Source organism: Mycobacterium sp. NPDC049093 (assembly GCF_040704635.1).
Classification (GTDB): domain Bacteria; phylum Actinomycetota; class Actinomycetes; order Mycobacteriales; family Mycobacteriaceae; genus Mycobacterium.
Map to the genome: position 1 here is coordinate 287,224 of NZ_JBEZJS010000001.1, position 21,606 is coordinate 308,829.

Annotated in this window: 19 protein-coding genes; 10 read left to right on the top strand and 9 right to left on the bottom strand. The window is 63.9% G+C overall.

Features of this window, described 5'->3' with window-relative positions; genetic code table 11:
* Window positions 1-141 precede the first annotated feature (141 nt).
* From AB0876_RS01190 to AB0876_RS01215, 6 genes are all read left to right on the top strand, one after another.
* Window positions 142-1,878: an AMP-binding protein gene (locus AB0876_RS01190; protein ID WP_491837226.1), complete on the top strand. Its 1,737-nt coding sequence runs from the start codon at window positions 142-144 to the stop codon at window positions 1,876-1,878.
* Window positions 1,879-1,899: 21 nt separating this feature from the next.
* The gene (locus AB0876_RS01195; RefSeq protein ID WP_526040960.1) at window positions 1,900-2,697 is read left to right on the top strand and encodes an alpha/beta fold hydrolase; all 798 of its coding nucleotides are present in this window, start codon (window positions 1,900-1,902) and stop codon (window positions 2,695-2,697) included.
* 363 nt (window positions 2,698-3,060) lie between these two features.
* Window positions 3,061-3,480, top strand: a complete 420-nt coding sequence (locus AB0876_RS01200; RefSeq protein ID WP_064884913.1) for an MmpS family transport accessory protein — start codon at window positions 3,061-3,063, stop codon at window positions 3,478-3,480.
* Entirely contained in the window at window positions 3,477-6,395 is a 2,919-nt protein-coding gene (locus AB0876_RS01205) for an MMPL/RND family transporter (protein WP_526040961.1), read from the top strand. Before AB0876_RS01200 ends, AB0876_RS01205 begins: the two co-directional genes overlap by 4 nt.
* A 3-nt stretch (window positions 6,396-6,398) precedes the next feature.
* Complete coding sequence (locus AB0876_RS01210) at window positions 6,399-9,266, top strand: MMPL/RND family transporter (RefSeq protein WP_491837229.1); 2,868 nt, start codon at window positions 6,399-6,401, stop codon at window positions 9,264-9,266.
* A 149-nt stretch (window positions 9,267-9,415) separates the two neighbouring features.
* Window positions 9,416-9,742: a hemophore-related protein gene (locus AB0876_RS01215; protein ID WP_526040962.1), complete on the top strand. Its 327-nt coding sequence runs from the start codon at window positions 9,416-9,418 to the stop codon at window positions 9,740-9,742.
* 5 nt (window positions 9,743-9,747) lie between these two features.
* Here the strand turns inward: AB0876_RS01215 and AB0876_RS01220 are convergent, their stop codons facing one another.
* Complete coding sequence (locus AB0876_RS01220) at window positions 9,748-10,653, bottom strand: IclR family transcriptional regulator (protein ID WP_526040963.1); 906 nt, start codon at window positions 10,651-10,653, stop codon at window positions 9,748-9,750.
* A 110-nt stretch (window positions 10,654-10,763) separates the two neighbouring features.
* On the opposite strand from AB0876_RS01220, the gene AB0876_RS01225 reads away from it, so the two are divergent.
* From AB0876_RS01225 to AB0876_RS01235, 3 genes are read left to right on the top strand one after another with little or no spacing between them, the layout of a single operon-like run.
* The gene (locus tag AB0876_RS01225) at window positions 10,764-11,891 is read left to right on the top strand and encodes a hypothetical protein (protein ID WP_526040964.1); all 1,128 of its coding nucleotides are present in this window, start codon (window positions 10,764-10,766) and stop codon (window positions 11,889-11,891) included.
* Between the two features lie 3 nt (window positions 11,892-11,894).
* Complete coding sequence (locus AB0876_RS01230) at window positions 11,895-12,689, top strand: SDR family NAD(P)-dependent oxidoreductase (RefSeq protein ID WP_526040965.1); 795 nt, start codon at window positions 11,895-11,897, stop codon at window positions 12,687-12,689.
* A complete protein-coding gene (locus AB0876_RS01235; RefSeq protein WP_491837233.1) occupies window positions 12,686-13,834 on the top strand; it encodes a sulfotransferase family protein in 1,149 nt (382 codons plus the stop codon). Before AB0876_RS01230 ends, AB0876_RS01235 begins: the two co-directional genes overlap by 4 nt.
* Window positions 13,835-13,919: 85 nt before the next feature.
* Here the strand turns inward: AB0876_RS01235 and AB0876_RS01240 are convergent, their stop codons facing one another.
* The 3 genes from AB0876_RS01240 to AB0876_RS01250 form a co-directional block, all read right to left on the bottom strand.
* Window positions 13,920-14,405 carry a hypothetical protein gene (locus tag AB0876_RS01240; RefSeq protein ID WP_491837234.1) on the bottom strand — a complete coding sequence of 162 codons (486 nt, stop codon included), beginning with the start codon at window positions 14,403-14,405 and terminating at the stop codon, window positions 13,920-13,922.
* Window positions 14,405-15,565, bottom strand: coding sequence for a 3-ketosteroid-9-alpha-monooxygenase, oxygenase component (locus AB0876_RS01245; RefSeq protein WP_491837235.1), 1,161 nt, complete (start codon window positions 15,563-15,565; stop codon window positions 14,405-14,407). The genes AB0876_RS01240 and AB0876_RS01245 overlap by 1 nt, the downstream gene beginning before the upstream one ends.
* Window positions 15,566-15,672: 107 nt before the next feature.
* Window positions 15,673-16,308: a hypothetical protein gene (locus AB0876_RS01250; RefSeq protein ID WP_526040966.1), complete on the bottom strand. Its 636-nt coding sequence runs from the start codon at window positions 16,306-16,308 to the stop codon at window positions 15,673-15,675.
* Window positions 16,309-16,369: 61 nt separating this feature from the next.
* Between AB0876_RS01250 and AB0876_RS01255 the strand changes: the two genes are divergently transcribed.
* Window positions 16,370-16,894, top strand: coding sequence for a gamma carbonic anhydrase family protein (locus AB0876_RS01255; RefSeq protein WP_055120744.1), 525 nt, complete (start codon window positions 16,370-16,372; stop codon window positions 16,892-16,894).
* 77 nt (window positions 16,895-16,971) lie between these two features.
* Here the strand turns inward: AB0876_RS01255 and AB0876_RS01260 are convergent, their stop codons facing one another.
* Genes AB0876_RS01260 through AB0876_RS01280 form a run of 5 tightly spaced genes read right to left on the bottom strand, consistent with a single transcriptional unit; the run spans window position 16,972 to window position 21,549 of the window.
* The gene (locus AB0876_RS01260; RefSeq protein ID WP_526040967.1) at window positions 16,972-17,385 is read right to left on the bottom strand and encodes a nuclear transport factor 2 family protein; all 414 of its coding nucleotides are present in this window, start codon (window positions 17,383-17,385) and stop codon (window positions 16,972-16,974) included.
* Between the two features lies 1 nt (window position 17,386).
* Complete coding sequence (locus tag AB0876_RS01265; RefSeq protein ID WP_526041452.1) at window positions 17,387-18,265, bottom strand: TIGR03619 family F420-dependent LLM class oxidoreductase; 879 nt, start codon at window positions 18,263-18,265, stop codon at window positions 17,387-17,389.
* Between the two features lie 2 nt (window positions 18,266-18,267).
* The gene (locus tag AB0876_RS01270; protein ID WP_526041453.1) at window positions 18,268-19,440 is read right to left on the bottom strand and encodes a thiolase family protein; all 1,173 of its coding nucleotides are present in this window, start codon (window positions 19,438-19,440) and stop codon (window positions 18,268-18,270) included.
* A 28-nt stretch (window positions 19,441-19,468) separates the two neighbouring features.
* Complete coding sequence (locus AB0876_RS01275; protein WP_526040968.1) at window positions 19,469-20,524, bottom strand: beta-ketoacyl-[acyl-carrier-protein] synthase family protein; 1,056 nt, start codon at window positions 20,522-20,524, stop codon at window positions 19,469-19,471.
* Between the two features lie 11 nt (window positions 20,525-20,535).
* The gene (locus AB0876_RS01280; protein WP_526040969.1) at window positions 20,536-21,549 is read right to left on the bottom strand and encodes a Zn-ribbon domain-containing OB-fold protein; all 1,014 of its coding nucleotides are present in this window, start codon (window positions 21,547-21,549) and stop codon (window positions 20,536-20,538) included.
* Between the last annotated feature and the right edge of the window lie 57 nt (window positions 21,550-21,606).

A 21,606-nucleotide genomic window follows, 5' to 3' on the forward strand; every position in this document is an offset into this window, starting at 1 on the left:
TTCGCGGCTTTCGTTGCACTGTTTCGCTCACTTCGGCACGTTGGCGCGGAATGACGTGGATGTGATTCATAAGGCTACTCAAATTTAGTTTGCTGGCTGATCCGGATATCTCGGCACGCTTACCGCGATACCCTGACTCCCGTGGGCGAGGCATCCATTTTGACGTTGTTGCAGGAGCGGGCGGGTCTGCAGGGTGACGACACGGCGATGACGTTTGTTGACTATGAACATAATTCCGACGGGTCGGCAGAGAGCCTGACGTACTCCCAGCTGTATCGACGTGCGTGCAACGTGGCGCGGGAGCTGAGTAGATTCGGCTCACCCGGTGACCGCGCGCTCATCCTGGCGCCTCAGGGGTTGGACTACATCGTCGCTTTCTTCGGTGCGCTGCAGGCGGGCCGGATCGCGGTTCCGTTGGCGGTTCCCATGGGAGGTGTCAGCGACGAGCGGGTGAGTTCGGTACTCCAGGATGCGGAGCCCTCGGTCATCCTGACGACGTCTGCGGTCGTTGATGCGGTCACCGACTACCTCAAGGCGAATTCCCTGTCGGCACCGGCGATCGTCCAAGTCGACACTCTGGACCTCGATGCTGTCGGCGGGCCGGGATCACACAGCGAGAATCCCACGGATACCGCGTATTTGCAGTACACATCCGGGTCGACCCGTCAGCCGGCGGGGGTCATGATGTCGCACCGAAACCTCTTGGCCAACTTTGAACAGCTGATGTCCGGTTACTTCGCGGACTTCGGAAATGTCGTACCGGAGGGTTCGGCCATCGTGTCGTGGCTGCCCTTCTATCACGACATGGGTTTGTACCTCGGAGTCTGCGGGCCGGTGCTGGCAGGAGTGCCCGCCGTGCTGATGAGCCCGGTGGCGTTCCTGCAACGGCCCGCACGGTGGATGCAGATGCTCGCGACCAACGGCCGTACCTACACGGCCGCACCGAACTTCGCGTTCGAACTGGCGGTGCGCAAGACATCGGACGCGGACATGACCGGGCTTGATCTCTCTCAGATTCTCGTCATCATCACCGGTAGCGAGCGGGTGCACCCCGCCACGCTCGAGCGTTTCACCCAGCGGTTCGCCAGGCTCAACCTTGACCCGGCGGTGATCCGGCCTTCCTACGGGATGGCTGAGGCCACGGTGTACATCGCAACCCGCGAAGCGGGTGAGCCGCCGGCGATCGTGCGCTTCGAATCCGAACCGCTGACCGCCGGCACCGCGCAGCGCTGCGACAACGGAACGGGCACCCCGCTGGTCAGTTACGGCATCCCGGTCTCGCCGACGATCAGGATCGTCGAACCCGAGACCCACACCGAGTGTCCGCCCGGAACCGTCGGGGAGATCTGGGTATATGGCGACAACGTCGCAAGTGGCTACTGGAACAGGGCGGATGCAACCGAGTCGACCTTCGGCGCGCGGATTGCTGCTGCGGCAGTGGGCACGCCAGAAGGCCCCTGGCTGCGCACCGGGGATTCGGGGTTCATGTTCGATGACGAGCTATACGTCATCGGCCGGATCAAGGATCTGCTGATCGTGTACGGGCGTAATCACTCTCCCGACGACATCGAGGCCACCATCCAGGAGATCAGCCGGGGCCGGTGTGCAGCCATCGCGGTCCCGGACGGCGCTACCGAAAAACTGGTTGTCATCGTCGAATTCAGAAGGCGGTCGGAATCGGCCGACGGCCCCGCCGAGCAAATTTCTGCGGTCAAGCGCGATGTCACCTCGGCCATCTTCAACACCCACAGCCTGGGAGTGGCCGATCTTGTTCTGGTACCTCCAGGTTCGATCCCGATCACCACGAGCGGCAAGGTCCGGCGTGCGGCCTGCGTCGACCAGTACCGGCAGGGCGAATTCGCCAGGCTGGAAGCGTGAGTGTCTGTCGGGGAACGGAACGTGAACCTTGCCTATGCCGATCACGGCGGCGACGGGGAGCCCGTGTTGTTCATCGCCGGTCAAGGCGGGGTAGGGCGGACCTGGGATCTCCATCAGGTACCCGCGTTCCGCGCCGCGGGATATCGGGTGATCACCTTCGACAACAGAGGCGTGGGTGCGACGTCGGACGCCAACGGCTTCAGTTCGGCGACGATGGTTGCTGACACGGCCGAGCTGATCGAAGGACTCGATCTCGGACCCGTCCGGGTGGTGGCGGTCTCGATGGGCTCATATATCGCACAAGAATTGATGCTTTCCCGCCCCGAATTGGTACGGCAGGCCGCATTGATGGCAACGCGGGCCCGTCACGACCGCACGCGGGAATTCTTCCGCACGGCTGAAGAGGATCTGGCCGGTGCGGGGGTGCGGTTGCCCGCCACATACGATGCGAAACTACGCTTGCTTGAAAGCTTTTCACCGAGGACGTTGAATGATGAGGAAGCCGTACGTGACTGGATCGACATGTTCACGAGGTGGCCGGCGAAGGTGACACCAGGTATTCGCGCCCAATACGGCGTCGCGCCGCAGAGCGATCGGCGACCCGCCTACCGGACAATCACCACCGACGTTCTCGTCATCGGATTTGCCGACGATCTCGTGATGCCGCCGCACCTGGGAGCGGAGGTGGCAGATGCGTTGCCCAACGGGCGATATCTTGAAATCGCCAATACCGGTCACCTCGGTTTTCTGGAACGGCCAGATGCCGTGAACGCTGCAATTCTGGACTTCTTCCTCGTCGAAGCCTGCGGCCGTGCGTAGAAACCGCGAAATGACCCAGACCCACAGCCGTCCCGCAGCGATTGCCCAGGGATGCCAGACTATTAGCTGCGTTAAATTCCGTTCCCGCTTCGACGGTGCGCGATATGGATTACGATCCCGTATCACCTTGGGAATGGACCGATATGGAGGTGGCCTGAATGATCTACTTGTCAGGTTCGAACTGTCCTGCCCGAGTTACCGTGTGTCTGCCGTGACCACAGCGCCCGGCTGGGTTCGAATGCCAACCGCATCAGTGTTGCCGATGCCTCGCCGAGGATCGCGGTCGATGTACTTCGCCGGCTCCTGTGGCGTGGATGGTCCGGACTAGACCGCGGATTCAGGGGGTACTTGAACGTGGGGGTTCTGAAGCGGGTTTGGATTCCGCTGTTGATATTGGTGGTCCTGGGTGCCGGAGGATTCACCGTCCTTCGGCTGCATAAAGTTTTCGGCTCCGAGACGCGCCCTGCTTATGCCGACACCGAGCTCGAGGAGCGCAAGCCCTACGATCCCAAGCAATTGGTGTACGAGGTATTCGGTCCGCCTGGGACTGTCGCCAACATCAGCTATTTCGACGTCGACGCCGAGCCACAGTTCGTCGAAGGCGCAAGCCTGCCATGGTCATTGAAGTTCCCGATGAGCGAGGCCACCTCGATGGTCAACGTCATCGCGCAGGGCGACAGCGACAGAATCGGCTGCCGCATCATCATCGATGACAAGGTGAAGTCGGAAAGAGTCGAGAACGGCGAAAGTGCCTTCACCTACTGTCTTTTGAAGGCCGCATGAGCAGCCCCACCACGAGCCCGCCCCCGAACCCGACGCCGGGTGCGATCCCAGTGGCCAAACCGCCGTTCATCGCGAGGATGATCCGCACGCTCGCGGTGCCGATCATCCTCGGCTGGGTGGTGATCGCATACGTCCTGAGTGCGGTCGTACCTCCGTTGGAGCAAGTGGAGAAGGAGCACTCCGTATCGCTGATCCCCAGCGACGCGCCGTCGTTCGAGGCGGTCCAACGTATGGGGAGGAACTTTCACGAGGCCACCTCCAACAGCGCGGCGATCATCGTGCTCGAGGGCGAGCAGCCCCTCGGTGACGAGGCGCACCGGTACTACAACGATCTGATCCGCCAGCTGGAAGCTGACCCGGCCCACGTGCAGCATGTGCAGGATTTCTGGGGCGACCCGCTCATGGCCGGTGCGGCCCAGAGCGCCGACAACAAGGCCGTGTACGTCCAGATGGGGCTCGCCGGCGACCTCGGCCAGCCACTGTCGAACGAGTCCCTGGAAGCGGTCCGGGGCATCGTCGACCGCAGTTCGCCCCCGCCGGGGGTCAAGGCCTATGTCACCGGGCCGGCGGCGATGGTCGCCGATCTGAGCGCGAGCGGCAACAAGACCGTTCTGCTGGTGACGGGCCTGAGCCTGGCAGTGATCCTGACGATGCTGCTGTTCTTCTTCCGCTCGATCTTCACGGCCGTGATCCTGCTGTTCCTGGTGGGCATCCAATTGCAGGTGGCCCGCGGCGTGGTGGCGCTTCTCGGCGATCAGGGCCTCATCGGCCTGTCCACGTATGCGGTCAACCTTCTGGTGACTCTGGGTATTGCAGCCGGAACTGACTACGGCATCTTCTTCGTCGGCCGCTACCAAGAGGCGCGTCAGGCCGGTGAGGACAAGGAATTGTCCTTCTACACCACGTATCGCAGCGTCGGCAAGGTGGTGTTGGCATCCGGTCTGACCATCGCCGGCGCGGTTTTCTGCCTCAGCTTTACCCGGTTGCCCTACTTCCGGACACTCGGTATCCCGTGTGCCCTCGGCATGGTGGTGGCGGTGGCGGTGGCGTTGACGCTGATCCCGGCGGTTCTGGCGCTGGGCAGCCGATTCGGGTTGTTCGAGCCCAAGCGCAAGATCATCGCCCGTCGATGGCGACGCATCGGCACGGCGATCGTCCGTTGGCCAGCGCCCATCCTCGTCGCCGCATGCGCGGTGTCACTGATCGGCTTGCTGGCGCTGCCCGCCTACCAGGCCGGCTACAACGACCAGAAATATCTGCCCAAGGACATTCCCGCCAACGCCGGATATGAGGCCGCGGGCCGGCATTTTCAGCAGTCGCTGATGGCCTCGCCCGACGTGTTGCTGGTCGAGGCCGACCATGACATGCGGAACCCGGCAGATTTTCTGGTGCTGAACAAGCTGACCAAGGGCGTGCTGGCCGTTCCCGGGGTGGCCCGCGTGCAGGCCGCGACCCGGCCGGAGGGTACTCCCCTCAAGCACACGACGATTCCGTTCATCATCAGCTCCTCGAATGCCGGCCAGCTGCAGCTCTTGCCGTTCCAGAAGGCCCGTATGAACGACTTGCTCACCCAGGCCGACGAGATCTCGAAGACCATCGCCACGATGCAACGCATGTACGGCCTGATGCAGCAACTCGCCGTCACCACCAACAGTCTGGTCGGCAAGACACACGAACTCGAAGACACCACGCTCGAGTTGCGGGACCACATGGCGGATTTCGACGACTTCTGGCGACCCCTCCGCAACTACCTGTACTGGGAACCGCACTGCTTCAACATCCCGCTGTGCTGGTCCATCAAATCGTTGTTCGAGGCGCTGGACGGTGTCGACAAGCTGACTGTCTCCATGCACCAGCTGATCGGCAACCTCGATCAACTCAACCTGCTCATGCCGCAGATGATCGCCCAGTTCCCAGCGATGATCGCCACGATGGAGAGCACCAGGACCATGATGCTGTCGATGCGCAGCACGATGGCGGGGATCCTGGCACAGATGGACGAGATGTCCGATGGTGCAACGGCTATGGGCCGAGCCTTCGACGACGCCCAGAACGACGATTCCTTCTACATCCCGCCTGACGTGTTCAAGAACGCAGACTTCAAGCGAGTGATGGACGTGTTCCTGTCGCCGGACGGGAAGACGGCGCGTCTGCTCATCTCGCAACGAGGGGATCCGGCGACACCCGAAGGCATTTCGCGGGTCGAGCCGATCCGGACTGCCGCCGAGGAGGCACTCAAGGGAACACCGTTGGAGAACGCCAGGCTCTATCTGACCGGCAGCTCGGCGATGGCCAAAGATCAGGTGGACGGGTCTACCTATGACCTCCTGATCGCCGGAATCGCCGCACTGTGTCTGATCTTCATCATCATGCTGATCATGATCCGGAGTCTGGTGGCCGCAATGGTGATCGTGGGAACGGTCGCCCTGTCACTCGGAGCGGCATTCGGCATGTCTGTCCTGATCTGGCAGCACATTCTCGGCATTCAGTTGAACTGGATCGTGCTCGCGATCGCGCTCATCATCCTGTTGGCGGTCGGCTCCGACTACAACCTGCTGTTGGTGTCCCGGATGAAAGAGGAGATCCAGGCGGGCATCAATACGGGCATCATCCGCGCCATGGCGGGCAGCGGCAAGGTCGTGACGATCGCCGGTCTGGTGTTCGCCTCAACCATGCTGGCGATGTTGGCCAGCGATGTGCGCACCATCGGCCAGGTCGGTTCGACCATCGGTATCGGTCTCCTCTTCGACACGTTGATCGTTCGTGCGTTCATGACGCCGTCCATCGCAGCCCTGCTGGGCCGGTGGTTCTGGTGGCCGTTGCACGTCCGACAGCGACCGGCCAGTGCGCTGCTGCGGCCCATCGGGCCCCGACCGCTGGTCCGTTCCCTGTTGCTGAACCCCGACGAACGCTGACCCGTGGGACGCAACGAGCCACCGCGTATCGCGAGGATCATTCACCGGTTGGCGGTGCCGATCATCCTCGGCTGGTTGGTGTTTGTCGCGATTGCGACCTTCGCCATCCCGTCGCTCGAACAGGTCGGCCGGCAGTATTCGGTGTCGCTGGTCCCCAAGGACGCCCCGTCGTTCCATGCGATGCAGCGCATCGGCAAGAACTTCGGCGAATCGGATTCCGACAGTGTGGCGATGATCGTCGTGGAGAGTCAACAACCTCTCGACGACGAGGCACACGCCTACTACGACGACCTCATACGGCAGTTGAAGGCCGACACCCGACACGTGCAGCACGTGCAGGATTACTGGGGCGATCCGCTCACCGCACCGGCGGTCCAGAGCGCAGACGACAAGGCGGTTTATGTCCAGCTGAATCTGGCTGGTAACCAAGGCGAATCCCTGGCGAACGAGTCCGTGGAATCAATCCGCGACATCGTGGCGCGCACACCGTCTCCGCCGGGAGTGAAGGCCTACGTCACCGGCCCCGCGCCGTTGGTCGCAGACATGAACCATGCCGGCGACAAGTCCATCATCAAGATCACCATCGTCACCCTCGTGGTGATCCTTGCCATGCTCCTGCTGGTCTACCGTTCTTTGGTCACCGCGGTCCTTCTCCTCCTCATGGTGGGTATCCAGGTCCAGGCCGCTCGTGGGGTGGTCGCGTTCCTGGGCCTGCACCAGGTCATCGGGCTGTCGACGTTCGCGGTCAACCTGCTGGTGTCGCTGGGCATCGCCGTGGGAACCGACTACGGCATATTCTTCCTCGGCCGATATCAGGAGGCGCGGCAGGCCGGCGAAGACCGGGAAACCGCCTTCTACACCACGTATCGAAGTGTGGCCAAGGTCGTCCTCGGCTCCGGGCTGACCATCGCCGGAGCCATCTTCTGTCTGAGTTTCGCCCGGCTGCCCTACTTCCAGACCATGGGTGTCCCGACCGCGGTCGCCATGGTGGTCGCGGTCGCGGTCGCACTGACGCTGGTTCCCGCCGTGCTCGCGGTGGGAGGTCGGTTCGGGCTCTTCGAACCGAAACGCAAGATCATCGTCCGGCGCTGGCGGCGGTTGGCGACGGCGATCGTCCGCTGGCCGGCACCCATTCTCGTCACCGCGTGTGCCATCGCGCTGACCGGGTTGTTGGCGTTACCGGCCTACCAGACCAGCTACAACGACCGTCTGTATGTGCCCGGCGACATCCCTGCCAACGTCGGCTATGCGGCTGCGGAGAGACACTTCCCGCAGTCCCGGATGACCCCCGACATCTTGATGCTCGAAGCAGATCACGATATGCGCAATCCGTCGGATCTGCTGATCTTGAACAAGGTGGCGAAGGGGATCTTCGCTGTCCCGGGCATATCGCGTGTGCAGGGGATAACCCGGCCTGAGGGCAATCCGATCGACCGGACTTCGATACCGTTCCTGCTCAGCCTGCAGAGCGCCAATCAGAAACAGGTCGTGCCGTTCCAGAAGGACCGCATGAAGGACCTGCTGAAGCAGGCAGACGACATCACCACGATGATCAACATCACGCAGCGGCTCTACGGTGTGGGTCAGCAAATGGCCACCACGACACATCGGATGACGGAGGACACGCGCGAATTGGAAGCTGTCACGGATGAGCTGCGGGACCACGTCGCGGATTTCGACGACTTCTTCCGGCCGATCCGCAACTACTTCTATTGGGAACCGCATTGCTTCGACATCCCGTTCTGTTGGTCGACGAGATCCTTGTTCGACTCGATCGACGGGGTCGATTCGGTCTCTGACAAATTGCGTGAGCTCAGTCAGGAGACCGACAAGCTCGATGTGCTGATGCCCCAGCTGATGGCGCAGTTCCCGAAGATGATCGCGAGCATGAAGGCGATGAGGGCCGGGATTCTGACCATGCACAGCACGATGGCCGGCACCCTCGCGTTGATGGACGAGATGAGCGCGAACGCCACCGCGATGGGTCAGGCATTCGACGCCGCCCGAAACGACGACTCCTTCTACCTGCCGCCGGAAGTCCTCGAAAACGAGGACTTCAAGCGCGCGATGACCCTGTTCTTCTCACCGGACGGTAAGTCGGCCCGATTCATCATTTCGCACCGGGGGGACCCGGCGACAGCTGAAGGCATCTCGCGGGTCGACGCGGTGGTCAAAGCGGCCGAAGAAGCACTGAAGGTCACTCCGTTGGAGAGCGCCAAGATCTATTTGGCCGGTACCGCACCGACTTTCAAGGACATGCGGGACGGCTCGACCTACGACCTCCTCATCGCGGGAGTCGCTGCTCTGTGTCTGATCTTCGTCATCATGCTGCTGGTGACGCGCAGCCTGATCGCAGCGCTGGTCATCGTTGGCACGGTGGCACTTTCGCTGGGTGCGGCGTTCGGGCTCTCGGTGCTGATCTGGCAGCACATTCTCGGGATAGACCTGCACTGGCTCGTGCTCGCGATGTCGGTGATCATCCTTTTGGCCGTCGGTTCCGATTACAACCTGCTGTTGGTGTCGCGGATGAGAGAAGAAATCGGCGCGGGAATCAACACCGGCATCATCCGAGCCATGGGCGGTAGTGGCAAAGTGGTGACCGCCGCGGGTCTGGTCTTCGCATTCACCATGATGTCGATGGTGGTGAGTGATCTGCGGATCATCGGCCAGGTGGGTTCCACGATCGGCATAGGCCTGCTGTTGGACACCTTGGTGGTGCGGGCGCTCATGACGCCGTCCATCGCCGCGCTGCTGGGACGTTGGTTCTGGTGGCCGCAGCAGGTGCGTCAGCGGCCCGCGAGCGCGTTGTTGAGAGACACGGCGCCCCGGCCGGTGGCGCGCTCGCTAATGCTTCCGCCCGACGAACGCTGATTTGTCTGCGCCTGTTCTGAGCCGCACCGACACATCGCCGAATTGGGCAAATGACCTAATTTGTGGCCCGCGCAGCAAATTGCCAAAACCCCAAGAGTATTCACTTTGGGCGGGTAGAGTCCGGGCATCGGGGGAGGAGGTCTTCACGCATGATTGAACTATCGCCGATCAAAGTGGCAGTCGCCGTCGGTGCTTTGGCAACATCCCTTTCTGCCGGCGCGGGTGTCGCGTCTGCAGATCCCAGGCTTGATTCCGCTGTGAACACCACCTGTAGCTATTCACAGGTGATGGGCGCGCTCAATGCGCAGAGTCCCATGGCCGGCGCATCGCCGGCAGTGCAATCGGTTCTGGGACAGTTCCTGGAGGCGCCGCGGGATCAGCGCCAGCGAATGGCCGAGGGCATCGCCGCTCAGCCGGCCAACCAGCCTTATCTGGGCTTGTTGCAGACGGTCTTCGACACCTGCAACAACTTCTGAGCTCGTCAGTACGTCGGTTTTGTTCCGCCGAGCTGATGGGTCAATGCGTCGGCCGTTGCCACGAGAGCGCGGGCGCGGTCGCCGATCTCGTTGTCGGTCAAGGCCGTTCCGATGTGCAGTGACGCCGCCATGACCTGACGCTGATAGTGGTCGAATACCGGCGCGGAGATGACGCTGATGTCATGCGGCGCTCGGCCGCCGGGTCCCTCGTCGAGCAGATACACCCGCTCGCCGATGTCGGAAACCAACTCGCTCAGCAGCGCCCGCAGTTCGTCGGGCAGATTGGTCGACATCCCTGCCATGAGCGCGTAGAGCCTGCGGCCCCCCGGGGTCAGTCGTTCCACCAGATATCCGTCGGTACGGCAGCTTTCGATCACCCGGTGCAGTCGGGTGGATTCGGTGCGCAGTGGAATGGTCGGCACCTTGGCCAGCCAGGCGCGCAGGGCGTCGTCGTCCCACAGCACGAACATCAGGCCGACGGGCGGTGCGAACGGATAGCTCTGACCCACCCGCACTCCGGGGTCCCGGCCCGGTGGGCCGACCAGCTCCAGGACGGTGATCCGGTCATCGACCACGGCGGTCAGGCCTGCGGAGGTGTCGAAGGCGGCTGACAGCGCACGTAACTCGGCGCGGGCCGCCGGGTTGACGCGCATCGACTCCTGGGCCATCTGGCCGAGTGAGATCAGGCTCGGGCCGAGGCGGTATGTCTTGTCTGCGTCGTCCCGGATCAGGTAGCCCGATTCGGTCAGGGTGCTGAGGATGCCCAGGCAGGTCGGCTTGCTCAGTCGCACCCTTCGGGTGAGCTCGGAGAGCCCGAACCGCTCCTGCGGATGACGGGAGAGGAAATCCAGGATGGCCACCACCCGGGCGGTAGGTGGTGAAGCGCGGCCGGCCGACTCGGCGTCTGACATCGGTCCTCCTGGCGGCAATCGGGCGTTGACTCGAATTGGAACGCGTTCTAGTGTCGGGTAGGAAACTCTACCACTGCGGTCCAATATTGGACCGAGAGAGCAGATGCTGGATGTACTCACAACCGCTGGCCGATGCCATTGCCGAGGCAGAACACCTGGTGACCACCGCGCCCTTCATCGAAAACGAGGCCGATCTCCTCGAGGGCCTGCAGTACCTGGCCGGATGCATCGCTGCGTGCACGCACGTCGCATTCGACTACGACCGCGAACACCCGTTCCTGCACAGCGGAACCGGGCCGTTCACCAAGATGGGGCTGGACAATCCCGACACCATGTACTTCGGCACCCGGGTTCAGCCTGGCCACGAGTACGTCGTCACCGGGCGGCGGGGCACCACCACCGACGTCAGCTTCCAGCTGCTGGGCGGGGAGTACACCGACGAGAACGTGCCGGACAGTGAGACCGCGTTCGACGATCGCAAGCTCGACATCGCCGCCGACGGCACCTTCGAGTGGCGGTTCACCCCGGCCACGCCCTCGCAGCTGGTGATCCGGGAGGTCTACAACGACTGGTCGGCGCAGCGCGGCACCTTCGCGATCTCGCGTACCGACACCGCCGGCACCGCGCCGGCGCCGCTGACCCGCGAGCTCATCGAGAAGCGTTACGCCACTGCGGGTAAGCAGCTCGTGCAGCGCGTCAAGACGTGGCTGCAGTTCCCGAAGTGGTTCTACGACAACCTGCCCGTCAATACAGTTACCGCGCCCCGCCTGACCCCAGGTGGGCTCGCCACCCAGTACTCGTCGGTCGGGCACTACGACATGACACCGGATCAGGCGATGATCCTCACGCTGCCGGTGTCGGATGCGCCCTACCTGGGCTTCCAGCTGGGTAGCCTCTGGTACATCTCGCTCGACTACATCAACCACCAGACCTCGCTGAACGGCACCCAGGCGCAAGCCGACCCGGATGGCAAGATCCGGATCGTGGTGTCCGAGAACAATCCCGGGGTCACCAACTGGTGCGAGACGCTGGGCCACGGCAAGGGATATCTGCAGTTCCGCTGGCAGCGGGTGTCACGCGAGTTGAGCGCCGAGGACGGGCCGACCGCAGAGTTGGTGGACATCGGTTCCGTGGCCGAGAAGCTGCCGTACTTTGAGGGCAACAAGATTTCCGACGACGATTGGCGGGCGCGGATTGCGCTGCGTCAGAAGCTTATTGGCGAAAGGATGGTGGGCTGACCGATGGCCGAAACGCTGAATGGCCTGCTGGAGAACAAGGTAGTGGTGATCAGTGGGGTCGGGCCTGGGCTCGGCACGACGCTGGCCCGCCGCTGTGCGGAGAACGGTGCCGACCTCGTGTTGGCCGCCCGCACGGTGGAGCGGCTCGAGGACGTGGCCAAGGAGGTGACGGCACTGGGCCGTCGCGCGCTCGCGGTGGGCACCGACATCACCGACGATGAACAGGTCGCCAACGTGGTGGCCCGCACGATGGAGGAGTACGGCAAGGCCGACGTGTTGATCAACAACGCATTCCGGGTGCCGTCCATGAAGCCGTTCGCGAAAACCACCTTCGAGCACATGCGGGACGCGATCGAGTTGACCGTCTTCGGCGCACTGCGCATGACCCAGGGCTTCACTCCTGCCCTGGAAGCTGCCAAAGGCTCAGTGGTGAACGTCAATTCGATGGTCGTGCGGCACTCGCAGGCCAAGTACGGCGCCTACAAGATGGCCAAGTCGGCCCTGCTGTCCATGTCGCAGACTCTCGCAACCGAGCTGGGAGAGAACGGTATTCGGGTCAACTCGGTGCTGCCCGGCTACATATGGGGCGAAACCCTGGAGGGGTATTTCAACCATCAGGCGCAGAAGTACGGCACCACCGTGGAACAGATCTACAACGCGTCGGCCGCCGGGTCCGACCTCAAGCGGCTGCCGACCGAGGACGAGGTGGCCTCCGCGATCCTGTTCATGGCCAGCGATCTGTCCAGCGGCATCACCGGCCAGGCTCTTGACGTGAACTGCGGAGAATACAAGGCATGAGTAACCCGCGCACCAACGTGGGCACCATCGAGGATCTGCACGCCTCGGCGGTAAAGGCCTGCGGGCTGGAGGATTTCGGCACCGACGACGACAACTACATCGAAGCGCTCGGGGTGCTGCTGGAGTCCTACCAGCGTGACGCTGATCTGACCGAACTCGGCAGCAAGATGCAGCGCTTCTTCACGCGCAATGCTCTGGTGGCCCGGCTGGTGTCGAACGCGGCGTTCACGCAGTACCCGCAGCACGCCGAAGTGCCGATCGAGCGGCCCATCTTCGTCACCGGCCTGCCGCGCACGGGGACCACGGTGATCCACCGCCTGCTCACTGCCGATCCCGCGCATCAGGGGCTGGAGATGTGGCTGGCGGAGTTCCCGCAGCCGCGGCCACCGCGGGAAACCTGGCCGGACAACCCGGTTTTCAGTGCACTCGATGCCCGGTTCAAGCAGGCGCACGAGGAGAATCCCGACTACACCGGTCTGCATTTCATGACCGCCGACGAGGTCGAGGAATGCTGGCAGTTGCTGCGGCAGTCGTTGCACTCGGTGTCCTACGAGACGCTCGCGCATGTGCCGACCTACTCACAGTGGCTGGCGCGCCAGGACTGGACCAAGTCGTATCAGCGGCACCGCAAGAACCTGCAGCTGATCGGTCTCAACGAACCCGAAAAGCGTTGGGTGCTCAAGAACCCCAGCCATCTGTTCGCCCTCGACGCGCTGTTCGCGACGTATCCGGACGCGCTGGTCGTGCAATGCCACCGGCCGGCGGAGACCATCATGGCCTCGATGTGTTCGCTGTCGCAGCACACCACCGCCGGCTGGTCGAACACCTTCACCGGCAACGTGATCGGCGAAGATGCCATGGAAACCTGGTCGCGCGGTCTGGAGCTGTTCAACACCGAACGGGCCAAGCACGATCCGGCCCAGTTCTGCGATGTGGACTACTTCGAGTTCGTCAAGGACCCGGTGGGCGCTGTGGAAGGCATCTACCGCACCTTCGGGCTGGATTTCACCGATGCCGCCCGCCAGGCGATGGTCGACAGTCACACCGCCAGCCAGCAGGGGCCGCGGGCGCCGAAGCACAGCTACTCACTGGCCGACTACGGGTTGACCGACGAGGCGGTCAAGGAGCGGTTCCAGGGCCTGTAATCTCTCCCGCGAGCAGACACAAAGCTGCCCCTTTTCCTCGGAAAAGGGGCAGCTTTACGTCTGCTCGCGCAAGGGAAACCGGCCGTCAGCCGTCGCCGGGGGAGGGCGCCGAGGACACCTCTTCGAGGCACCCTTCGGCCACAGCATGCTTGATACTGTCGGCAAGCCGCGGGCATGACCGGGCCCGGGCCGGATCCCCACCGGCGGAGCGGATCTCCTCGAATGTCGCACAACGTCGCACCGCCTCGGAATTCCACTGCACCGAGGTGTGTTCTGCGCTGAGCTTCTTCACCTGCACCGCCACGTGGCAGAACCGGCAGTCCACCGAGACCAGGCCCGAAGTCAGATAGCGCTCGCGGTCGCGTGCGCTGGATTCGCGGACCGCGGCGGCGCGCTGTGGATCGGAGGCGAAATCCGGTGCCTTCGCCCACGTCCCTGCCCATGATTCGCTTTCGTTGCCGCCGCTGCCGGCGTGATGATCGTCGTCGTCATGCGCGCCGTGCAACAGCAGCATCGAGCGGGCCAGGTCGTCGACATCCGGCGCCTGGCTCCGCTCGTTGCGTGTCGTCATCAGGACTGCGCTGTTTCTTTCTCGGCCGCTTTCTGCTCGGCCTGGACCTTCAGGTTCTCTTCAACCTCCACATGCCACTTCTCGTTGGCCGCGGTGGTGTCGATCTCCATCTCGAAGCGGTCGGTCATGTCGGGCGTGATGTCCGCGACATCGACGTAGAACTGCTGGTACCAGCGGCGCATCTGGTAGACGGCGCCGTCCTCTTCGACCAACAGCGGGTTGTCGATGCGGGTCTTGTGCTTCCAGATCTCGACGTCCTGCATGAAGCCCTGGCTGACGCCGTCCGTCATCGCGTTGGCCAGCTTCTGGGTGGTCTTCTCGTCCATGCCCTTGGGCTTTTCGACGATGACGCCCCACTGCAGCATGAAGGCATCCTGGCTCACCGGGTAGTGGCAGTTGATCAGGATCGACTCGGCCTTGTAGCCGCTGTAGTTGTTGTGCAACCAGTTGATCATGAACGACGGACCGAAGTAGGACGCCTCGGAATCCAGGTGGGACTCCCCGTACTGGGTGCCCATGCCGCCGATGTCCTGACGGCCCACGTTGTGCAGGTACTGCGAGGCGATGTGCCCTTCGAAGACGTTCTTGAAGTACGTCGGCAGTCCGTAGTGAATGTAGAAGAAGTGCGCCATGTCGGTGACGTTGTCGATGATCTCGCGGCAGTTACTGCCTTCGATCAACATCGAGTTCCACTGCCACTCGGTCCACTCGTCGCTGGCGGCCTCGGGGATCTCGGGGATCTGCACCTCGGGCTGCGGGTCGTTGCCCTCGTGGTCGTGCCAGACGAACAGCAGACCGCCGCGCACGTCGGTGTGCCAGGCCCGGGTGCGGGCCAGACGAGGGGTGCGCTTGGCGTAGGGGACGAGCTTGCACTTGCCGTCGCCGCCCCAGCGCCAGTCGTGGAACGGGCAGGCCACGGTGTCGCCCTTGATGGTTCCCTGCGACAGGTCACCGCCCATGTGCCGGCAGTAGCCGTCGAGGATCTTCAGATCGCCTTGGGAATCGGCGAACACGACCAGCTTGGTGCCGAAAATCTCGACAGAGTGCGGCTGACCATCAAGGAAGTCCTTGACCGGTCCCAGGCAGTGCCAACCCCGCGCGTAGCGGTCTGGCAGGGCGCCGGTGTCGATCTCTCTGATGCCGGCATGTTCGGTAGTCACGGTGGGCCTCCCGTATCGGTGCTCTTAACTAGAACACGTTACAGTTTTTGGCACCCTCCTGGCAATAATTCAGGCGTGACCTGGGGCATACCCGTCGTGAACGGCTTCTACTCTCGCTCCGGAAGTCCGATTCGCAGAGCGATCTGCTGCATGCGTCCCACGCTGGCCACCGTCTGCGGCGGCACCGGGTCGTCCGGGTTGCTGTCGAACTCCAGGCGTACCACCGCGCGGCCCTGGGTGTACATCAACAGCGTCACCGCCTTGGAGCCGTCCGGTGCGGTCCCCGAGATGACGGTGCCGTTCGAACCCACCGGCACCGGTTGCGGCTGCCCGCCGGTGACCATCGTGCTGACGGCCGCAGAGGCCTGCTTGAGCGTTGCCGACGCGGTGGCGGCATCCGGGTAGATCAGGATTGTGTCGGCGATCGCCCTGGTGTCGTCGGCGTTGACGAACAACGCACTGGCTCCGGACTGACCGTCGGGATTGACGTTGCTGGACCGCGCGGTGAACGATTCCGGCGGAATGCTGACATCCTCGGACTGCAGCAGCAGGTGGCTGTAGTCGGATGCCTCGGATTTCGACGACTTCGGCGCTGCCGTCGAGGACGGTGAGGACGGCGTGGCCACCCACGGCGTACTCGGTGAATCAGCGACCGGAGTGCACGCTGCGGCCGTGCCGACGATGGCCGTGGCAAGACCGATGGTGAGCAGGAACTTGGGGCGGGTAATTGTCGTGAGCGACATAGTTACTGTTCAGGGTACGCGTCGTCGCGCCGGAGCCGGTTTCCTGCGGTATATGTGGACGATGCCGCTGTATTCGTTCGAGGGCCGTTCGCCCGTGGTTGACCCGAGTGCGTTCGTGGCCCCTACGGCGACGTTGATCGGCAATGTGACCGTCGAGGCGGGCGCCTCGGTGTGGTTCAACACGGTGCTACGCGGCGACTTCGCCCCGATCGTCGTCCGTGAGGGCGCCAACGTTCAGGACGGGTCGGTGCTGCACGCGCCGCCGGGGATCCCGGTCGACATCGGTCCCGGCGCGACGGTTGCCCACATGTGTGTCGTGCACGGCGCACACGTGGGTGAGGAGGCGCTGATCGCCAACCACTGCACGGTGCTCGACGGGGCGGTGATCGGGCGACGCAGCCTGATCGCGGCACATTCGCTGGTGGTCGGCGGCACCAAGATCCCCGACGAGGTGTTGGTCACCGGTGCGCCCGCGAAGATCCGGGGACCGATCGCGGGCACCGGCGCACATACCTGGATACAGAGCAACCCGGCGGCGTACCGGGAACTGGCGCAGCGTTACCTGTCGGGCCTCGCCGAGCTCTAACGTTCCCACCGCCGAAACGGCATTCCAGCAGGTCGCTACTCGCACTTCTTCTGCTGGAATGCCGTTTCGGCGAGGTGTCAGATCTTCTCGGCGCTCGCGCGGTCCACTTCCCAGAACGCGCGCAGCGCGACCATCCGCCCCTCGTCGTTCACCCGGTAGGTGAACACACCCGGGGTGGTGATCCGGTGTCCGCCCATGGTGGTGACGATGCTGCCGACGTTGGCTTCCTCGTTGCCGCACTGGAACGTGTCGAGAAACTTGAACTCGAGATTGTCGGTCGGGGCGATGGCCTTGTCCCAGAACGCCGCGATGGCTTCCTTGCCCTGATGCCCCTTGCCTTCGGGATCGAAGAACGAGGGTCCGATGGGATCCTGCACGATCGCGTCGTCGGCGAAGTTGTCCAGCCAGGCCTGCTTGTCCCGAGCGGCAACCGCATCCCGGGATCGCTTACCTGCCAGGTGTGCCGGGTGCTCGGGGTTGGTGATGGCCATGTCAGTCCTGCCAGCCGGAGTGGATGTAGGTATCGGCGAACCGCTTGAGTGAGTCCTGCTTCTTCTCCAACGGGGCATCGAAGCCCAGGCCCTCGAGCATCCACGGAATCACGATGTTGTCGGTGATCCCGGCCGCGGCGAGCTCACGGTGCCCGTCGAGGTCGAACTTGTCGATGCACACCGCCTGAAATTCGAAAGGCTCATCGGCCCGGCCGTATTCGGCCCGCAACTTGTTGAGCGCCGTCACGGTCTCACCCAGCTGTGCACACGTCATCATCGCGCTGGTCCAGCCGTCACCGACCCGTGCCGCCCGTTTCAGGGCGACCGGGGTGTGCCCGCCGACGTAGAACGGGACGGGCTCGGACGGGGCCGGGCTCATCTGCAGACGCTCGAAATCGTAGAACTCACCGTGGAACTCGACCATGCCGCCGCCGAGTACGAGCTTGAGCACCTCGATCATCTCGTCGACCCGCGCGCCCCGCTTGGCGAACGGAACCCCGCACCACTCGAACTCCTCCGGTGCCCAGCCGATTCCGACGCCGAACCCGAACCGGTTGTTGGTCAGGTTGGCCACGGAACCGACCTGGCGGGCCAGCAGCAGCGGATTACGCGAGCCGAGCTTCATGACGTTGGTGTAGAACCGCAACGTCGAGGTTGCCGCACCCATCGAGGCGGCGGCGATCAGCGGATCCACCCAGGGGGTGTCGGCATTCCACATCCGTGAGCCATCCGGGGTGTACGGATAGTCCGCGGCCTGCTTCTCCATGTAGAACAGCGAGTCGGGAAGCGCGATCGAATCGAACCCGACTTCTTCTGCGGTGCGGGCCAATCCGGTCAGATGCTCGAGCGGGCCCATCGCCACGCTGAGCGTGTACTTCATGGTCATGACGCCGGCTTGCCCGGTTTGTCGCTCGACACCACCCACATCGAGTAGTACTGCGCGCCGCCGCCGTAGGCGTGACCCAACGCCTTGCGGGCGCCCTCGACCTGATGGTCGCCGGCCTTGCCCATCACCTGGATCGCCGACTCAGCGAAGCGGATCATGCCGGATGCGCCGATCGGGTTCGAGCTCAGCACGCCGCCGGACGCGTTGAACGGGATCCTGCCGCCGATCGCCGTCTCGCCGGCCTCGGTGAGCTTCCAGCCGTCGCCCTCGGCGGCAAAACCGAGGTTCTCCAACCACATCGGCTCGTACCAGGAGAACGGCACGTACACCTCAGCCGCATCGATCTCGTCGATGGGGCTGGTGATACCGGCATCGCGCCACAACGCGGCGGCCGCGTCGCGACCGGCTTGCGGGTTCACCTGGTCGCGACCGGAGTAGGCCAGCGGTTCGGTGCGCAACGCGGTGGCGTGGATCCATGCGACGGGATGCCCGTTGGACAGGTGTGCTTCCGCAGCGTCTTCGTTGCCGATCACCATGGCCGCGGCACCATCCGAGGACGGGCAGGTCTCGTCGTAGCGGATCGGATCCCACAGCATCGGGGAGGACATCACCTTCTCGACGGTGATGTCGGGCTGGTGCAGATGGGCCAGCGGATTCTTGGCGCCGTTGAGCCGGTCCTTGACCGCCACCATGGCCCCGATGTGGTTCGGAGCACCGGAGCGGCGGATGTAGGCGCGCACGTGTGGGGCGAAGTAACCGCCCGCGCCCGCGCCGACGGGCTTGGTGAAGGGCACCGGAATGCTCAACGCCCACATGGCATTCGATTCCGACTGCTTCTCCCAGGCCATGGTCAGCACTCGCTTGTACTTGCCCGACTGCACCAGGCTGGCCGCCACGATCGCGGTCGAGCCGCCCACCGAACCGGCGGTGTGCACGCGGATCAGCGGCTTGTTGGTCGCGCCGGTGGCGTCGGCCATGAACAACTCGGGCATCATCACGCCCTCGAAGAAATCGGGCGCCTTGCCGACCACCACGGCATCGATGTCGTCCATCGTCGAGCCCGAATCGGCGAGCGCCTTGTCGATGGCCTCACGCACCAGGCCGTTCATCGACACGTCGTGGCGCTTGGCGACGTACTTCGTCTGCCCGGTACCCAGGACCGCGGCCAAGTTTTTCTTTGAAGTGCCAGCCACCTCGTTACTTCCCTTCCAGAACGGCGACGAGATTCTGTTGCAGCGCAGGGCCGCTGGTGGCGTGCGCCAGGACGCGCCCGGCCGAGCCGGAGAAGATGTGCTGAGCGGCGAAGCCGATGCGCTCCAGGCCGGCCGAGAACATCGGATTGGCGGCCAGGGCCCCACCCGACGGGTTCACCTTCGTGGAGGCCCCCAGCCCGATGGCCTCGGTGAGGATCAGCTGCTGATGCGAGAACGGGGCGTAGATCTCGGCCACTTCGATCGAGCTCGCATCACCACCGGTGGCGGCCTGCGCCGAGGCTGCGGTCGAGGTCGAGACGGTCAGGTCGCGCGCACCCAGGATCGGCGTCTCGATGCGATGCTCGAAACCGGTGATCCAGGCCGGGTTTTCGCGCAGTTCGCGCGCCCGGTCGCCCGCGGCGAGCACGATTGCCGACGCGCCGTCGGTGATCGGGGCGATGTCGTGGCGGCGCAGCGGGTCGGCGAAGAAGGGCCGCGAGAGCAGGTCGTCGATACTCCCGGTGACCTCTTCCTGGTCGGTGCGGCCGCCCGCGGCGTAGGAATCCAGTGCCACCTGGGCCATCTGCTCGGCCGTCCACTTTCCGGCGTCCAGGCCTGCGCGCGCCTGCAGACCGGCCATCGACACCGAGTCCGGCCACAGTGGCGCGACGGTGTAGGGATCGGTCTGCATGGCCAGCACCCGGCGCAGCATGCCCGCCGAGGACTTCCCGAAGCCATACACCAGCGCGGTCTCGACCTGCCCGGTCAGCAGCTTGATGTAGGCCTCGTAGAGCGCCCAGGCTGCGTCCATTTCGACGTGCGACTCGTTGATGGGCGGGATCGCGCCGATCGAGTCGATCGCCGAGATGAACGAGAAGGCCCGGCCGGCAAGGTAATCGGACGATCCGGAGCACCAGAAGCCGATATCGGTCTGCTTCAGACCGAGCTCCTCGTACAGCTTGTGGAAACACGGCATCAGCATCTCGACGCCGTTCGTGGTGCCGTCGGTCCGGCGGACGTGGGGCGCATGTGCGAAGCCCACCACTGCTACATCAGTCATCAGGTGCTCTCTCAGAGGTGGTGCTTGTAGGAGTCGTAGTCGGCGTCGGGCTCGCCGGTGGGCTTGAAGTAATCGATGTTGTCGATGCCCAGGCCCCATTCCTCGCTGGGCTTCCACACCGCCTGCACCCGCATACCCATCCGCACGTCCGCCGGATCGATCTCGGTGACCAGATGCAGGAACGGGATGTCAGCGCCGTCGAGCAAGACATACGCCGCGACATAGGGCGGCTTGATGCGCTGTCCCGGGAACGGGATGTTGATGACCGCGTAGGTGGTGACAGTGCCCTTGTCCGGCAGCTCGATGAACTCGTCGAGCGCCAGACCGGTCGCGGGATCTGCCTCCTTCGGAGGGAAGTACACCTTGCCCGGCTGTCCGTCGCGACCGCTGCGCGTCCGGCCTCCCAGCAGCTTGCCCTCTTGGAGAGCCTTGAGGAAGGTGGTCTCGGGTAGGGATGCGGTGTGCTGGATCTCGATGAAGCTGGGAGTCACCTGCACCTTGACGGGTTCGCGGTCATCCGGACTGGAGGACGATTCTGCCGACTCTTCGGCGTCCCCGGGCAGGAAGTACGCGATGTCGGTGATCGCACCGACCGGTTCGTCGATCCAGTGCGCATGCACCCGGTCGCCGGTCTTGATGTCGGGCGTGCCTCCGCTGTCAACGGCGTGCAGTAGTGGCGTGTCGGCACCGTCGAGTTTGATCAGCGCCCAGGCGAACGGCCGGTCCAGCGGCTGGCCCTCCAGCGGCGCGGGCTGCCAGGTCCAGGACACCACGGTCCCGACACTGGACACCGGAACGACCTCGGTCAGGGCCGCGTAGGTGACGGGGTCATACTCAGCGGGTGGAACGTGCACCCGGCCGTCCGATCCGCGTACGCCGACGATGCGTCGATCGCGTAGCGCGGTGAAGAACTGGGACAGGAGCGGTCCGACTGAACGGGTGTAGTCGAATGAGAGCTTCAGCGGCGCCGAGAGGGGCCGCTCATGCTTGTCGATCTGCACCGGGCTGCTTTGGCCTGTGGTCACAGCATCGAGTAGAACAGGTTCTAAGAATGGTTTCAACCGTGTGTGGAAAGGCGAGCT

What these genes read in the sequence shown, in the direction of transcription:
- AB0876_RS01205 (WP_526040961.1), top strand. Translation starts at nt 3,477, where the DNA reads ATGAGCAGCCCCACCACGAGCCCGCCCCCGAACCCGACGCCGGGTGCG.
- AB0876_RS01215 (WP_526040962.1), top strand. Translation starts at nt 9,416, where the DNA reads ATGATTGAACTATCGCCGATCAAAGTGGCAGTCGCCGTCGGTGCTTTG.
- AB0876_RS01220 (WP_526040963.1), bottom strand. Translation starts at nt 10,653, where the DNA reads ATGTCAGACGCCGAGTCGGCCGGCCGCGCTTCACCACCTACCGCCCGG.
- AB0876_RS01225 (WP_526040964.1), top strand. Translation starts at nt 10,764, where the DNA reads ATGTACTCACAACCGCTGGCCGATGCCATTGCCGAGGCAGAACACCTG.
- AB0876_RS01230 (WP_526040965.1), top strand. Translation starts at nt 11,895, where the DNA reads ATGGCCGAAACGCTGAATGGCCTGCTGGAGAACAAGGTAGTGGTGATC.
- AB0876_RS01235 (WP_491837233.1), top strand. Translation starts at nt 12,686, where the DNA reads ATGAGTAACCCGCGCACCAACGTGGGCACCATCGAGGATCTGCACGCC.
- AB0876_RS01240 (WP_491837234.1), bottom strand. Translation starts at nt 14,405, where the DNA reads ATGACGACACGCAACGAGCGGAGCCAGGCGCCGGATGTCGACGACCTG.
- AB0876_RS01250 (WP_526040966.1), bottom strand. Translation starts at nt 16,308, where the DNA reads ATGTCGCTCACGACAATTACCCGCCCCAAGTTCCTGCTCACCATCGGT.
- AB0876_RS01255 (WP_055120744.1), top strand. Translation starts at nt 16,370, where the DNA reads ATGCCGCTGTATTCGTTCGAGGGCCGTTCGCCCGTGGTTGACCCGAGT.
- AB0876_RS01260 (WP_526040967.1), bottom strand. Translation starts at nt 17,385, where the DNA reads ATGGCCATCACCAACCCCGAGCACCCGGCACACCTGGCAGGTAAGCGA.
- AB0876_RS01265 (WP_526041452.1), bottom strand. Translation starts at nt 18,265, where the DNA reads ATGAAGTACACGCTCAGCGTGGCGATGGGCCCGCTCGAGCATCTGACC.
- AB0876_RS01275 (WP_526040968.1), bottom strand. Translation starts at nt 20,524, where the DNA reads ATGACTGATGTAGCAGTGGTGGGCTTCGCACATGCGCCCCACGTCCGC.